13 protein-coding genes are annotated in these 13,396 nt (G+C 72.2%); 2 read left to right on the top strand and 11 right to left on the bottom strand.

Translation table 11 applies throughout. The features are described 5' to 3' along the window. Window positions 1–286 precede the first annotated feature (286 nt). Window positions 287–1,156 carry a 3-hydroxybutyryl-CoA dehydrogenase gene (locus ACFVHI_RS36090; RefSeq protein WP_063346851.1) on the top strand — a complete coding sequence of 290 codons (870 nt, stop codon included), beginning with the start codon at window positions 287–289 and terminating at the stop codon, window positions 1,154–1,156. Window positions 1,157–1,225: 69 nt separating this feature from the next. On the opposite strand, the gene ACFVHI_RS36085 is transcribed toward ACFVHI_RS36090, so the two are convergent. From ACFVHI_RS36085 to infC, 11 genes are all read right to left on the bottom strand, one after another. After that, window positions 1,226–2,068, bottom strand: coding sequence for a chitosanase (locus ACFVHI_RS36085; protein ID WP_380346231.1), 843 nt, complete (start codon window positions 2,066–2,068; stop codon window positions 1,226–1,228). A 118-nt stretch (window positions 2,069–2,186) separates the two neighbouring features. Further along, window positions 2,187–3,161 (bottom strand): ABC transporter permease subunit, encoded by a 975-nt coding sequence (locus ACFVHI_RS36080; RefSeq protein ID WP_380346229.1) that lies wholly within the window; start codon window positions 3,159–3,161, stop codon window positions 2,187–2,189. Beyond that, a complete protein-coding gene (locus ACFVHI_RS36075; RefSeq protein WP_063346854.1) occupies window positions 3,158–4,096 on the bottom strand; it encodes an ATP-binding cassette domain-containing protein in 939 nt (312 codons plus the stop codon). Before ACFVHI_RS36075 ends, ACFVHI_RS36080 begins: the two co-directional genes overlap by 4 nt. Beyond that, window positions 4,093–4,524 carry a GntR family transcriptional regulator gene (locus ACFVHI_RS36070; RefSeq protein WP_380346227.1) on the bottom strand — a complete coding sequence of 144 codons (432 nt, stop codon included), beginning with the start codon at window positions 4,522–4,524 and terminating at the stop codon, window positions 4,093–4,095. Before ACFVHI_RS36070 ends, ACFVHI_RS36075 begins: the two co-directional genes overlap by 4 nt. A gap of 163 nt (window positions 4,525–4,687) precedes the next feature. Then, complete coding sequence (gene pheT / locus ACFVHI_RS36065; RefSeq protein WP_363372878.1) at window positions 4,688–7,189, bottom strand: phenylalanine--tRNA ligase subunit beta; 2,502 nt, start codon at window positions 7,187–7,189, stop codon at window positions 4,688–4,690. After that, window positions 7,189–8,310: a phenylalanine--tRNA ligase subunit alpha gene (gene pheS, locus ACFVHI_RS36060; RefSeq protein WP_363372880.1), complete on the bottom strand. Its 1,122-nt coding sequence runs from the start codon at window positions 8,308–8,310 to the stop codon at window positions 7,189–7,191. Before pheS ends, pheT begins: the two co-directional genes overlap by 1 nt. Window positions 8,311–8,622: 312 nt before the next feature. Continuing rightward, window positions 8,623–9,726, bottom strand: a complete 1,104-nt coding sequence (locus tag ACFVHI_RS36055) for an ATP-binding protein (RefSeq protein WP_063346858.1) — start codon at window positions 9,724–9,726, stop codon at window positions 8,623–8,625. A 110-nt stretch (window positions 9,727–9,836) separates the two neighbouring features. Beyond that, entirely contained in the window at window positions 9,837–10,703 is an 867-nt protein-coding gene (locus ACFVHI_RS36050) for a TrmH family RNA methyltransferase (RefSeq protein WP_380346224.1), read from the bottom strand. A gap of 104 nt (window positions 10,704–10,807) precedes the next feature. After that, window positions 10,808–11,203 carry a 50S ribosomal protein L20 gene (gene rplT, locus ACFVHI_RS36045; protein ID WP_030055649.1) on the bottom strand — a complete coding sequence of 132 codons (396 nt, stop codon included), beginning with the start codon at window positions 11,201–11,203 and terminating at the stop codon, window positions 10,808–10,810. A gap of 109 nt (window positions 11,204–11,312) precedes the next feature. Further along, window positions 11,313–11,507: a 50S ribosomal protein L35 gene (gene rpmI, locus ACFVHI_RS36040; RefSeq protein ID WP_030055648.1), complete on the bottom strand. Its 195-nt coding sequence runs from the start codon at window positions 11,505–11,507 to the stop codon at window positions 11,313–11,315. 141 nt (window positions 11,508–11,648) lie between these two features. Further along, window positions 11,649–12,419 (bottom strand): translation initiation factor IF-3, encoded by a 771-nt coding sequence (infC, locus tag ACFVHI_RS36035; protein ID WP_380346233.1) that lies wholly within the window; start codon window positions 12,417–12,419, stop codon window positions 11,649–11,651. 482 nt (window positions 12,420–12,901) lie between these two features. Between infC and ACFVHI_RS36030 the strand changes: the two genes are divergently transcribed. Further along, entirely contained in the window at window positions 12,902–13,279 is a 378-nt protein-coding gene (locus ACFVHI_RS36030; RefSeq protein WP_063346861.1) for a DUF1844 domain-containing protein, read from the top strand. Window positions 13,280–13,396: the final 117 nt, after the last annotated feature.

Genomic DNA, 13,396 nt, shown 5'->3' with positions numbered 1-13,396 from the left:
GCCTGGACGCACCGGCGAAACGTCCAAGTACGGCCCAGTACGAGGACGCTTCGCCGGCACGCCCAGCCGGGCGCCCACCGCCGCGCGCTGATCCGGCGCGAATTGTCAGACACGCCCTAGGCACTGGCACCCGGCCGGGGAGGGGGTGACCTACTGGCCGGTACGGAGTAGTAACGTCGTCGGGACGGTGACCGGTGCACCCATTCCGGCACACCGGCCCGTTGACCAGCAGCTCGCTGGGTCACCAGTCGCTGGGCGATCCCCAGCACCACCGAAGGGCAACTGAGTGAGTGACATCGCGCGCGTCGGAGTGATCGGCTGCGGCCTGATGGGGTCGGGCATCGCGGAGGTCTTCGCCCGGGCCGGGCTGGACGTCCTGGTGGCGGAGGCCAGCGGCGAGGCGCTGGAGTTCGGCCGTACCCGGCTGACCAACTCCCTGGACACGGCGGTCAAGCGCGGCAAGCTGAGCCCGGAGGAGCGGGACGCGGCGCTGGCCCGGCTGGCCTTCACCGTGGACCTGGCCGACTTCGCCGACCGCGACCTGGTGGTCGAGGCGGTCGCCGAGCGCGAGGACATCAAGGTCAAGATCTTCCAGACCCTGGACCAGGTGGTCGAGCGCCGGGACGCGATCCTGGCCTCCAACACCTCGTCGATCCCGATCGTGAAGCTGGCCGCCGCCACCTCCCGCCCCGAGCAGGTGATCGGCCTGCACTTCTTCAACCCGGCGCCGGTGCAGAAGCTGGTCGAGGTCATCCCGACGCTGACCACCTCGGCGGTGACCACCGAGCGGGTCGAGGCCTTCGCCTCCCAGGAGCTCGGCAAGGAGCCGATCCGCGCCCGCGACCGGGCCGGCTTCGTGGTCAACGCGCTGCTGGTGCCCTACCTGCTGTCCGCGGTGCGGATGTTCGAGTCGGGCGTGGCCACGGCCTCCGACATCGACAAGGGCATGGAGGCCGGCTGCGCCCACCCGATGGGCCCGCTGCGGCTGTGCGACCTGATCGGTCTGGACACCATCGTCTCGATCGCCGAGTCGATGTACGACGAGTACAAGGAGCCGCTGTACGCGGCTCCCCCGCTGCTGTCCCGGATGGTCGACGCGGGCCTGCTGGGCCGCAAGTCCGGCCGCGGCTTCTACGACTACACCGCGAGCGCCTGAGCACCGGCCGGTGGACGGCGGCGGGGCCCGGGAGCGAGGTGCTGCTCCCGGGCCCCGCTCGGCGTTGCGTCAGCTGTTGATGGCGTAACTGTCGCCGTAGACCTTCCACTTGAGCGGCGGGTTGAGGTCGAAGTTCTTCGCGTTGAGGAAGACCGACTGCTCGGTGTCGACCCGGCTGGTGTCGGAGTGGGCCTGCTCCTTCTTCATGACCACCTTGCGGGCGTCCAGGAAGGCCTTGAGGTAGGTGGCCTCGTCGCCGCCCTGGGCGGGGGTCTTGGCCTTCTTCAGGGCGGCGGCGCGGATGCCGCCGAAGCTGTCCGAGCTGTTGCCGGGGCCGTGCATGACGATGGCGTCGTAGTAGGCGAACTGGCCGAGCGCGCGCAGGCCGTCGGACTTGGCCTGGTTGACGGCGGGGTTGAAGTACACCCGGTCGCGCTCGTCGTTCTGGGCCTGCAGGAAGACCGTGTCCTTGGCGGCGGCGGCCCAGTCGTTGACGAAGGGGGTGCCGAGGCCGGCGTGCGAGGCGCTGCCGTTGACCTTCTTCAGGGCCGGCAGGTACTTGGCGAGGACGTTGCCCGGCTTGAGGTCGGTGTAGTGCTGGACGAGGTCCAGCATGTCGCCGGTGCCGGAGCAGAAGCCGATGATGCCGGCGGTGTAGCCGCGCCCGTCGCCGATGTCCTCGATGTACTTGTACTGGGCCTTCCAGTCCAGCGAGGAGTTCTCCGCGCTGGACACCAGCTGCATCGCGATGTCCTTCTTGTGCGGGTCGTCCAGGCCGACTCCCTTGAGCTGGACGGACGTCGCGGACGTCGGCGCGGCGGTGGCGGCGCCGGCGGCCGCGACCGTGAGGGGCGCGGCCACCAGGGCGGCGGCGAGGGCGATGCGGAGGGCACGGTGGTGCTGGGGACGCATACGATGCTCCGTTTCCTCGGGGGGTTAGGAAACTTTCCTAACGAGAATTAAGGGCCCTCCTTCCCCGTCCCCGCAAGGGTTTTGACAAAGTCTCTTCAAGGCTCTTCAAAGACGCAGGTCAGACCGCCCGCCTGCGCACCCACCAGACCGCCGCCGCGCACAGCAGCACCGCCAGGACCGCCATCCAGCCGAGCTCGATGAACTGGAACGACCAGTAGCGACTGCCCGGTTGGTAGATCTCGTGCGCCGAGTAGCCGCCCTCGCTCACCAGCTTCTGGGCGCCGTAGTAGTCGTTCCCCGCGTCGTAGAGCCGCCCGATGCTCATCCGGTTCCCGGCCGGGTCGGTGATCCACGTGCTCCCCTCCCAGCGGTGGTCGACCGAGGCCTGCGCCAGCGTGTGCAAGGTGTCCTGGAGCGGGGCGCGGTAGTCGAACCGCAGGGACTGGGCGACCAGCGTGGACACGACCGAGGCCGCCACCCCGATCCCCACCGCCACCACCGTCCGCCGCAGCACCGCGCCCGCGAGCGCGGACAGCGCGAAGACCAACAGGACCCGGCCGACCAGGGCGGGCGCGGCGGCCGTGAACAGCAGCGGCGTGAAGCGGCCCGACTGCCTCGCCATCGGCTCCAGCCACCAGTTGGTCACCACGCCCGCCAGCGCCGTCGCGACGGCCAGCACGCCGCCCGCGACGGCCAGCACGCCCACCGTCCACCTGGTCCGTCCGGCCCCCTGGGTCCAGGCGAAGCGGACCGTTCCGTGCTCGAACTCCCGTGCCAGCAAAGGGCCGCCGGCGAAGGCGCCGAGGGCGCCGCCGAGGAAGTAGACGATGTTCGCGCCGACCATCAGCTCGGTGCCGTACTCGCGCAGGAACCCCTTCCAGTGCTCGTTGCAGGCCCGCGTCGCCATGTCGCAGTCACCCGCGCCGGACCGGTCGAACCCGGCGTGCAGGAAGTACCCGGTGACGGCCAGCAGCAGGACGAGCCCGGCCAGGACGCCCAGCAGCACCCGCAGCGCGGGCCGGTGCCGCAGCCACGCCGCCCGCACCGCCCCGGCCCGGGGCAGCGCGGCGGGAACGGCGGTGACGGCACTCATGACAGCATCGCTTTCTCGGACGTACGGACGGACGCGCGGACGGCCCCGCGCGGGCCGGGCAGGGCGGAGGCGGTCGGCTCGCGCAGGTAGGCGAGCACCAACTCCTCCAGGCCGACGCGCTGTTGGCGCCATCCGGCGGAGACGGGGGCGTCCACGCCGCCGGTCCGCACCAGCAGGTGCGACTGCGCCCCGGCCCTGCGGTCGCGGACCACCGGCAGCCGGGCGGCGACCTCGTCCGCCCCGGCGGTCGGGCCGGTCAGCATCCGGTGGCCGGCCACCAGGTCGTCCGCCTCGCCCGCCACCTGGACCCGGCCGCCGCCGAGCACCACCAGGTGGTCGCAGCTCTGCTCCAGCTCGTTGACGGCGTGCGAGGAGAACACCACGGACAGGCCGTCCTCGGCCACCGCGGTCAGCAGCACCGCCATGAAGTCGTGCCGGGCCAGCGGGTCCAGAGCGGCCAACGGCTCGTCCAGCAGCAGCAGTTCGGGGCGCTTGGCGAGCGCCAGGGCGAGCGAGACCTGGGCCTGCTGGCCGCCGGAGAGGCGGCCGTACCTGCGGTCCAGCGGGATGCCGAGGCCCTCCAGGTGGGCGTGCGCCCGGGCGTCGTCCCAGCGGCGGTTCAGGTACCGGCCCATCCGGAGCAGGTCGCGCACGGGCACTCCGGGGTAGAGCGCGGCGTTCTGGGCGACGAACCCGATCCGGTCCAACGCCGCCGGTGAGCCCGGCAGTTGGTCGCCGAGAACGGTCATGGCGCCCTCGCTCGGCCGGGTCAGCCCGGCGGCCAGGCCCAGCAGCGTGGTCTTGCCGGCGCCGTTCGGCCCGACCAGTGCCACCACGCGCCCGGCGGGGACGGCCAGATGGCAGTCCCGCAGCGCCCAGGAGCGGCGGTAGCGCTTGCCGATCCCGCCGCAGTCGATCACGGTGTCCGCCGTCATGACGCCACCTCTCCGTTCCGCAGGTCGCGCAGCGTGTCCTCGAACACCGCGGTCATCCCGTCCTCGTCCAGCCCGGTGGCCCGCGCCGCGCACATCCAGTCCAGCAACCCCCGCCGCAGCGCGGCCCGTTCGCGCAACGGCACCACCCCGGCGGGCAGTCCGCGCACGAAGGTGCCCTGGCCGCGCCGGCCGACGGCCAGGCCGCGGTGCTCCAGCTCGCGGTACGCCTTGAGCACGGTGTTGGGGTTGATCGCCAGCCCCGCCACCACCTCGCGCACCCGGGGAAGCCGGTCCCCCTCCGTCAACCAGCCCATCCGCAGCGCCTGTTCGACCTGCTGCACGAGTTGCAGATAGGTCGGGACACCGGAGGCCGGGTCCAGGCGGAACTCGATCGGAGGGGGCAGGTCGGCGCCTTTATCTAGTTCCATAGTTAATGAGTTAAGTGGACATGGTGACGTTCCGTCAAGCCAAGGAAAGGTGAGGGAAGCCAAGGAAAGGTGAGGGCAGGCGAGGGAAGGCAGGAAAAGTCGAGGAACGGCAAAGGGCCCCGCCCGGACCGAGGTCCGAACGGGGCCCTGAGGCCTGACGGGATCAGGCGCCGCGCAGCACCGCGCCGGTACGGGCGACGGCCTCGGCGACGGCCGCCTCGCGGGCGGCGGTCGCCTCGTCGGCGGTCAGCGTGCGGTCCGCGGCGCGGAAGCGCAGCGCGTACGCCAGCGACTTGCGGCCCTCGCCGACCTGCTCGCCGGTGAAGACGTCGAACAGCCGGATGGCCTCCAGCAGTTCGCCCGCGCCGGAGCGCAGCGCGGCCTCCACGTCGGCGGCCGGAACGGCGGCGTCGACGATCAGCGCGACGTCCTGGGTGGCCACCGGGAAGCCGGAGACCGCAGGGCCGTTGACCTTCTCGGCGCCGTCCGCGGTGAGCAGGTCGACGTCGATCTCCATCGCGCTGGTGCGGGCCGGCAGGCCGAGCGCCTTGACGACGCGCGGGTGCAGCTCACCGGCGTGGCCGACCACCCGGTCGGTGCCGGTGACGACCAGCTCGGCGCAGCGGCCCGGGTGCCACGGCGCCCGCTGCCCCTGCCGCACGGTCAGCTCGACGCCGGCCGCGCGGGCCACCGTACGGGCCGCCTGGACGGCGTCCGCCCAGGACGCCCCGGCGCCCTGGCCCCACCAGCCGGACGGCAGCCGCTCGCCCGCGAGGGCGACGGCGACCCGGCGCGGCTGGTCCGGCAGCGCGGCGTCCAGCGCGGCCAGCTCCTCGGCGCTGGGCCGGCGGTCGACGGCCGGGCGCGGGGCCACGGACAGCTCGTCCTTGGGCAGGAAGACGGTGCCGGTCTCGTAGATCGCCAGGTCGGTGTTGCCGCGGCCGACGTTGCGCCGCAGCGAGCCGAGCAGGCCCGGCAGCAGCGTGGTGCGCAGCGCCGGCTCCTCGTCGTTGAGCGGGTTGACCAGCTTGACGGTGCGCCGACGCCGGTCGTCCGGCTCCAGGCCGAGCGCCTCGAAGGCACTCTCGCCGAGGAACGGGTAGTTGTTGACCTCGACGTAGCCGGCCCCGGCCAGCGCGACGCCGATCCGGCGGTGGACGCGCTGGGCCTCGGTCAGGCCCTTGCCCGGGGGCACGTTGGGCATCCGGGCGGGGACGTTGTCGTAGCCCTCCAGCCGGATGACCTCCTCCGCGAGGTCGTACGGGTCGGTGAGGTCGGGGCGCCAGGTCGGCGGGGTGACCTCCAGGACGTCGGCGCCGGCGACCGAGCAGCCGATCTCCTGCAGGCGCCGGGTCACGGTCTCGCGGCCGTACGCGGTGCCGGCGACCCGGTCGGGCAGGTCGGCGGAGATGGTGATGGTGCGCACCGGGTGCGGGGCGGCGATGTCGGTGACCCCGGCCTCGGCGGTGCCGCCGGCGATCAGGACCAGCAGGTCGACGGCGCGCTGGGCGGCGGCGCGGGCGGCCTCCGGGTCGACGCCGCGCTCGAAGCGCTTGGACGCCTCGGAGGGCAGCTTGTGCCGCTTGGCGGCGCGGGCGATGGCGACCGGCTCGAAGTGCGCCGCCTCGATGATCACCTCGGTGGTGCCCGGGCCGGCGGCCGGGTCGAGGATCTCGGTGGAGGCGCCGCCCATGACACCGGCCAGGCCGATCGGGCCGCTGTTGTCGCAGATCAGCAGGTCCTCGGCGGAGAGCTTGCGCTGCACGCCGTCGAGGGTGGTCAGGCTCTCGCCCTGCTCCGCCCGGCGGACCGTGATCGGGCCGCTCACGCGCTGCTTGTCGTAGGCGTGCAGCGGCTGGCCGACCTCCAGCATCACGTAGTTGGTGATGTCGACGGTCAGCGAGATCGGGCGGATGCCGGCCTTCTGGAGGCGGCGCTGCAGCCAGATCGGGGACTTGGCGGTCGGGTCGATGCCGACGACCGTGCGGGCCACGAAGCGGTCGCAGCCGGCCGGGTCGTTGACCTTGACCAGGTAGCCGAAGGAGTTGGCCGGCGGCACGTCGAGCAGCGCCGGGTCGGCCAGCGGCAGCCCGTACGCGGCGGCGGCCTCGCGGGCGACGCCGCGCAGCGACAGGCAGTAGCCGCGGTCCGGGGTGACGGCGATGTCCAGCACCTCGTCGACCAGCTGGAGCAGCTCGATCGCGTCGGTGCCGGGCTCGAACTCCGGCGGGAGCACGATGATGCCGTCGTGGTCGTCGCCCATGCCGAGCTCGCGGGCCGAGCAGATCATGCCGGCCGAGGTGCGGCCGTAGGTCTGGCGGGCCGCGATCGGGAAGGGACCGGGCAGCACGGCGCCCGGGAGCACCACGACGACCTTGTCGCCGACGGCGAAGTTGGTGGCGCCGCAGACGATCTCCTGCGGCTCGCCGGTGCCGTTGGCGTCGCCGACGTTGACGAGGCAGTGCCGGATCGGCTTCTTGAAGCCGGTCAGCTGCTCGATGGAGAGCACCTCGCCGACCACCAGCGGGCCCTTGAGGTCGCCGCCGAGCTGCTCGACGGTCTCGACCTCCAGGCCGGCCCGGACCAGGCGCTCCGCCACGTCACGGCCGGTCTCGCCGGCCGGCAGGTCGACGTACTCACGCAGCCAGGAAAGCGGGACGCGCATCAGATCTCCATCCCGAACGGGAGGGTGAAGCGCACGTCACCCTCGACCATGTCGCGCATGTCGGCGACGTTGTGACGATTCATCAGGATCCGCTCCAGGCCCAGGCCGAAGGCGAACCCGCTGTAGCGGTTGGGGTCGACGCCGCAGGCGACCAGCACGCGCGGGTTGACCACGCCGCAGCCGCCGAGCTCGATCCAGCCCTCGGAGGAGCAGGTCCGGCAGGGGCGGTCCGGGTTGCCGACGCTCTCGCCGCGGCACACGAAGCACTGCAGGTCGATCTCGGCGCTCGGCTCGGTGAACGGGAAGTACGAGGGGCGCCAGCGCAGCTCCAGGCCGCCGCCGATCAGCTTCTCGACCAGCACCTCGATGGTGCCCTTGAGGTCGGCGAAGGTGATGCCCTCGTCCACCGCGAGGCCCTCGACCTGGCGGAACACCGGGGTGTGCGTGGCGTCCAGCTCGTCGGTGCGGTAGACGCGGCCGGGGCAGACCACGTAGACCGGGGGCTCGCGGTCGAGCAGGGTACGGGCCTGGACCGGGGAGGTCTGGGTGCGCATCACCACGCCGGAGTCGGCGGAGCCGTCCGGGGCCTGCACGAAGAAGGTGTCCTGCATCGAGCGGGCCGGGTGGTCCGGGCCCAGGTTGAGGGCGTCGAAGTTCAGCCACTCGGCCTCGGCCTCGGGGCCCTCGGCAACCTGGTAGCCCATCGCGACGAAGGTGTCCTCGATGCGCTCGGCCAGGGTGGTCAGCGGGTGCCGGGCGCCGCGCGGGGCGCGGTCGTACGGCAGCGTGACGTCCACCGCCTCCTCGACCAGCACGCGGGCGTCGCGCTCCGCCTCCAGCTCGGCCTGCCGCTTGGCGAGGGCCTTGTTGACGGCGCCGCGGGCCTGGCCGATCAGCTTGCCGGCGGCGGCCTTGGCGTGCGGGGGCAGGGCGCCGATCTCGCGGTTGGCGAGGGAGAGCGCGGAACGGTCGCCGGTGTGGGCGACCTTGGCCTCCTTCAGCTCGTCGAGCGTGCTGGCGGCGGCGAAGGCGGCGACGGCCTCGTCCCGCGCCTGCTCCACCACCTCGGGCTTGAGGGCCTCGACCTCGACCGGGTCGTACGACTTGTTGGGTGCCGACATCTCTATCTTCCCGTGCTCCTGCTCGTCCGTGCTCAGGTAAGGGTGGCTGCCTCTGCGGTACGCCCGGTGTGGCCGGGGCACGGGCAGCCGTTCTCCGTACGACGGGGAAGAGGGGTGTCCGCGGCTCAGCCGCACAGGGCGTACCACAACGCCAAAGGTCGAGTGTAGTCGCAGCGCGTAGCGCGGCTGCCTGGAAGCCCGTCCAGCGGGACCCCGGAGCATGCGTTCATGCTCCTTCAGAGCTCCTTCAGAGCATGCTCTGCTTGTCGTTCATCTCTTTCAGAGCATGCTCTGCTCGTCGTTCATGCTCCTTCAGAGCATGAAGTCCGGAACGCTGGCGGGCAGGATAAATCGGAACCGGGCGCCGCCGCAGGGGGCCCGGTCGACCCGGATCGAGCCGCCGTGGGCCTCCACGATGCCCTTGACGATGTACAGGCCCAGGCCGGTGCCGCCGCGCTTGGAACCGCGCCAGAAGCGGGTGAAGACGCGCGGCATCGACTCCTCGGGGATGCCGCTTCCTTCGTCGCTCACGGTGACCGCGGTTCCTTCCACGATGCGGGGAGGGGTGCCCGAGCGCTCCCAGAGGGGCGCCTCGACGACCTCCTTGGCCGGTGCCACCTCGATCGTGACAGTTCCCTCGCCGTGGCGCACCGCGTTTTCCAGCAGGTTGGCCAGCACCTGGTCGACCTTGTCCGGGTCGGCCCACAGGACGGTCAGCGACTCGCTGATCCGGACGTCGAAGCGCTCCTCGGGGATGCCGGTGGCGACCTTGCGCTCGACGTGCCGGCGCACCGCGGCGGCCAGGTCGACCACCTGCTTGCGCAGCTCCAGCCGGCCGGCGTCGATCCGGGAGATGTCCAGCAGCTCGGCGATCAGCCGGGTGACCCGGTCGGCGTCGGCGTCCACCGTCTCCAGCATCAGCCGCTTCTGCCCGTCGGTGAACCGCTCCCACTTGGCCAGCAGCGTCGCCGTGAAGCCCTTGACGCTGGTGAGCGGCGAGCGCAGCTCGTGGGCGACGGTGGCGATCAGCTCGGCGTGGCTGCGCTCGGTGCGGCGACGGGCCTCGGTGCCGCGCAGCGCGACCACCACCCGCTGCGGCGGCCCCAGCGGCACGTCCCGGACGTACCGGGCGGAGACCAGCACCTCGCGGCCGCCGGGCAGCAGCAGGTTGCGCTCCGGCTGGCCGGTGCGGGTGGCCAGGCCGCCGTACGGGTCGGTCAGCTGCCACCAGCGGCGGCCGTCCAGGTCCTCCAGCGGGAGGACGTCCTCCAGCCCGCTACCGAGCGCGGCCTCCGGGGGCAGGCCGGTGAGCCGGGCCGCGGCCCGGTTGAAGCAGACCACCCGGCCCAGCGCATCGGCGACCACCAGGCCGTCCGGTAGGTCGTCCGGGTCGAGCTCTGGCCCGCTGCCGACCATGGGTGTCCTCCCCGATTACCCACCGTGCCGTTCCCCCCACAGAGGCAGACCCTAGCGCCTCGCAGCCCCCTGTAGTAGGCCCTCGGCCGGTGGCGACTGGAGCGTGCGGGTCAGGCGTTCGAGCGGCAGCCGCCGGGCGAGCGCTGCGCCCGGGCCGAGGCGTACAGGCAGACGGCCGCGGCGGTGGCCAGGTTGAGGCTCTCGGCGTGCCCGTGGATCGGGACGCGCACGACCTCGTCGGCCAGCGCGCGGGTCTCCTCCGGGAGCCCCCAGGCCTCGTTGCCGAACACCCACGCGCCGGGCGCGCCCAGGGTGCCCTCGTCGAGCTCCTGGTCCAGGTCGCGCTCCCCCGCGCCGTCCGCGGCGAGCACCCGGACCCCGGCCGCGCGCAGCTGCGCGACGGCCTCCTCGACCGGCACGCCGACCGCCACCGGCAGGTGGAACAGGCTGCCGACGGAGGCCCGGACGGCCTTCGGGTTGTACAGGTCCACCGAGGCGTCGGTGAGCACCACGGCGTCCGCGCCGGCCGCGTCGGCGGTGCGCAGCACGGTGCCGGCGTTGCCGGGGTCGCGGACGTGGGCGAGGACCGCGACGAGCTTGGGGCGGGCCTTGAGCACCTCGGCGAACGGGGTGTCGATGAAGCGGCAGAGCGCCACGATGCCCTGCGGGGTCACCGTGTCGCAGATGTCGGCGATCACCTCGTCGGTGGCGGTCAGCACCGGCAGCCCCTCGGCCAGCGTCGCCTCGACGAGGGCGGCGTGCCGCTCGGCGGCCTCCGGGGTCACGTACACCTCGACCACGGCGTGCTCGGCCGAGTCCGGCAGCTGGCCGAAGGCGACGGCCTCCCGGACGGCCTGCGGGCCCTCGACCAGGAAGCGGCGTTCCTTGGTGCGCTGGTTCCGCTTGGCGAGCCGGCGGGCGGCGACGACGCGCGGCGAGCGCAGGGAGGTGAGCAGGGGGGTGTCGGTGCTCGGCATGGTCTCGTTCTCTGTGGCGGGCGGCGCTGAAGATCCGGGGAAACGCAGAACCGGACCCGCAGGGAGCCTGCGGGTCCGGTCAGAGCTCAACTGATCTCGGAAGATCAGGCGGCGTCGGCGGCAGCCTTGGGGGCGTTCACGTCGGCCGGCAGCGCCTTCTGGGCGACCTCGACCAGCGACGCGAACGCGCCCGGGTCGTTGACGGCCAGGTCGGCCAGCATCTTGCGGTCGATCTCGACGCTGGCGGCCTTCAGGCCCTGCACGAAGCGGTTGTAGGTGATGCCGTTGGCACGGGCCGCAGCGTTGATGCGCTGGATCCACAGCTGACGGAAGTCGCCCTTGCGCTTCTTGCGGTCGTTGAAGTTGTAGACCAGCGAGTGGGTGACCTGCTCCTTGGCCTTGCGGTACAGGCGCGAGCGCTGGCCACGGTAGCCGCTGGCGCGCTCCAGGATGACCCGGCGCTTCTTGTGGGCGTTGACTGCCCGCTTGACGCGTGCCACTTGATTACTCCTTGGGTTGGACCACGGACTACTTCACGTGGTCCGTCATTCGAATGGGTCGGGAAGGATCAGCTGCCCCGCTCACGGCTCGCGCCGGGCGGGAGGGCGATCACTTGCCGAGAAGCTTCTTGATCTTCTTGGCGTCAGCGGGGGCCAGCTCGACGGTCCCGGCCAGCTTGCGGGTCAGCGTCGAGGGCTTGTGCTCCAGGAGGTGGCGACGGCCGGCGCGCTCGCGGAGCACCTTGCCAGAGCCACTGATCTTGAAGCGCTTGCTGGCGCCACTGTGCGTCTTCTGCTTCGGCATTTCGCCGTATCTCCTCGTCGGTCCCGTCCGCGCCCGCGCGGCCTGCGCCACGCGGGCGTGAACTGGATGGATCTGTGTGACCGGGCGGGGCGCCCCGTCACCTTGGGGCCGGTCTCCCGGGCCGCCCTGGCCGGTGAAGGCTCAGGCGCCCTGGGAGGCGGCCGGCTGCTCGACCGGAGCGTCGGCCTCGACGGCCGGCGCCTCGGCCGGGGCGTCCTGTGCCTCGGCCGCCTCGGTCGCCTCGTCGTCGGCGACCTCGTCATCGGCGACCTCGTCGTCGACCAGCAGGTCGTCGTCCAGCAGGTCGTCGTCCGCAGCGGCGTCGGAGCCGGGGGTACGGCCCTGACGCTCGGCCTTGCGGGCGTCGGCGAGGGCGCGGGCCTCGGCCATCGCCTCGGTCTTCTTCTTGTGCGGGCCAAGAACCATGATCATGTTTCGGCCGTCCTGCTTCGGCGACGACTCGATGAAGCCCAGGTCCTGGACGTCGTCGGCGAGCCGCTGCAGCAGGCGGAAGCCCAGCTCGGGGCGGGACTGCTCACGACCACGGAACATGATCGTGATCTTGACCTTGTCGCCCTGCTTGAGGAACCGGACGACGTGACCCTTCTTGGTGTCATAGTCGTGCGGGTCGATCTTCGGCCGGAGCTTCATCTCCTTGATGACCGTGTGCGCCTGGTTCTTGCGCGCCTCACGGGCCTTCATGGCCGACTCGTACTTGAACTTGCCGTAGTCCATGAGCTTGCACACCGGCGGCCGGGCGGTCGCCGCGACCTCGACCAGGTCAAGGTCGTACTCCTGCGCGAGCTCCAGCGCCTTGGCAAGCGGCACGATGCCGACCTGCTCGCCGCTGGGACCGACGAGTCGCACCTCCGGGACGCGAATCCGGTCGTTGATGCGGGGCTCGGTGCTGATGGGGCCTCCTCGGTTGCACCTTCTGCGATGCGGCCGTCGGACGGCGGACGCACGTAGTGGACTCGACCACTGGGCGGGGCTTCATTCGTGCTGCGCTGCCCGGCACCTGTTCGGCACCGTGTGCACCGCGACACGAAAAAAGCCCCGCTCGGTACAAGCGGGGCTCCACACAATCCGGGGGCAACACCCTGGTGAGGAGCGCTGCTGCGACTCGGCGCCGTGGCGCCCGTCGCGGACCGGGACCCGTCGACCCTGAGGTCGACCAGGTGGGAGACTTTCGCGGTTGCCCTCTCGGGCCTCCTGGGTGGAGCCTCCTCTTGCTGGCCAGGTGCCCATACGGGATCCCGGCCGGTCAGTCTCGAAGCATACAGCGCTGCGGAGTCGAACGCTATTCCGCCCCACCTCACCACCTTTGTCCGCCTCCGGAAGGGCCCTTGTACGCTCCAGGGGTACTGACACCGGCACGACGGAACGAGCCCCCCTTGAGCAGCGAGCCCACCAAGACCCCCGGCGCGGACGACGACGCGATCGGCTTCGACGACCTCACCCGGGACATCGCCGAGGTCCCGGCCGTCGAGGTGATCACCACCGTCGCGGTGCACCTGATGAGCGCCGCCGCGGTCAAGTGCGGCCTGGCCGAGGGCGGGGAGAAGGACAAGGACCTCGACGAGGCCCGCAAGCTGATCACCGCGCTGGCCGGGCTCGTCACCGCCGGCGCCCCGGAGATCAGCAACTTCCACGCGGCGCCGCTGCGGGACGGCCTGCGCTCGCTGCAGCTGGCCTTCCGCGAGGCCTCCATCGTCCCGGACGCGCCGGGCACGGGCCCGGGCGAGAAGTTCACCGGGCCGGTCTACTCCTGACCCGGACGCGACTCGGGGGGGGGGGGGGCAGCCGCGCCCCCCCCCCCGCGCTCAAACGTACGCGGGGCTACCACTGCATGAGGGCCCCCCCCCCCCGGGGTAGGGTCGCCCCCGCCA

Source organism: Kitasatospora sp. NPDC127121, from assembly GCF_042677305.1.
In the GTDB taxonomy this organism is placed as follows: Bacteria; Actinomycetota; Actinomycetes; order Streptomycetales; family Streptomycetaceae; genus Kitasatospora.
Note: the sequence above shows the minus strand (reverse complement) of the source record. Positions and strands in the feature narration are given on the sequence as shown.

What these genes read in the sequence shown, in the direction of transcription:
- ACFVHI_RS36085 (WP_380346231.1), bottom strand. Translation starts at nt 2,068, where the DNA reads ATGCGTCCCCAGCACCACCGTGCCCTCCGCATCGCCCTCGCCGCCGCC.
- ACFVHI_RS36080 (WP_380346229.1), bottom strand. Translation starts at nt 3,161, where the DNA reads ATGAGTGCCGTCACCGCCGTTCCCGCCGCGCTGCCCCGGGCCGGGGCG.
- ACFVHI_RS36075 (WP_063346854.1), bottom strand. Translation starts at nt 4,096, where the DNA reads ATGACGGCGGACACCGTGATCGACTGCGGCGGGATCGGCAAGCGCTAC.
- ACFVHI_RS36070 (WP_380346227.1), bottom strand. Translation starts at nt 4,524, where the DNA reads ATGGAACTAGATAAAGGCGCCGACCTGCCCCCTCCGATCGAGTTCCGC.
- pheT (WP_363372878.1), bottom strand. Translation starts at nt 7,189, where the DNA reads ATGCGCGTCCCGCTTTCCTGGCTGCGTGAGTACGTCGACCTGCCGGCC.
- pheS (WP_363372880.1), bottom strand. Translation starts at nt 8,310, where the DNA reads ATGTCGGCACCCAACAAGTCGTACGACCCGGTCGAGGTCGAGGCCCTC.
- ACFVHI_RS36055 (WP_063346858.1), bottom strand. Translation starts at nt 9,726, where the DNA reads ATGGTCGGCAGCGGGCCAGAGCTCGACCCGGACGACCTACCGGACGGC.
- ACFVHI_RS36050 (WP_380346224.1), bottom strand. Translation starts at nt 10,703, where the DNA reads ATGCCGAGCACCGACACCCCCCTGCTCACCTCCCTGCGCTCGCCGCGC.
- rpmI (WP_030055648.1), bottom strand. Translation starts at nt 11,507, where the DNA reads ATGCCGAAGCAGAAGACGCACAGTGGCGCCAGCAAGCGCTTCAAGATC.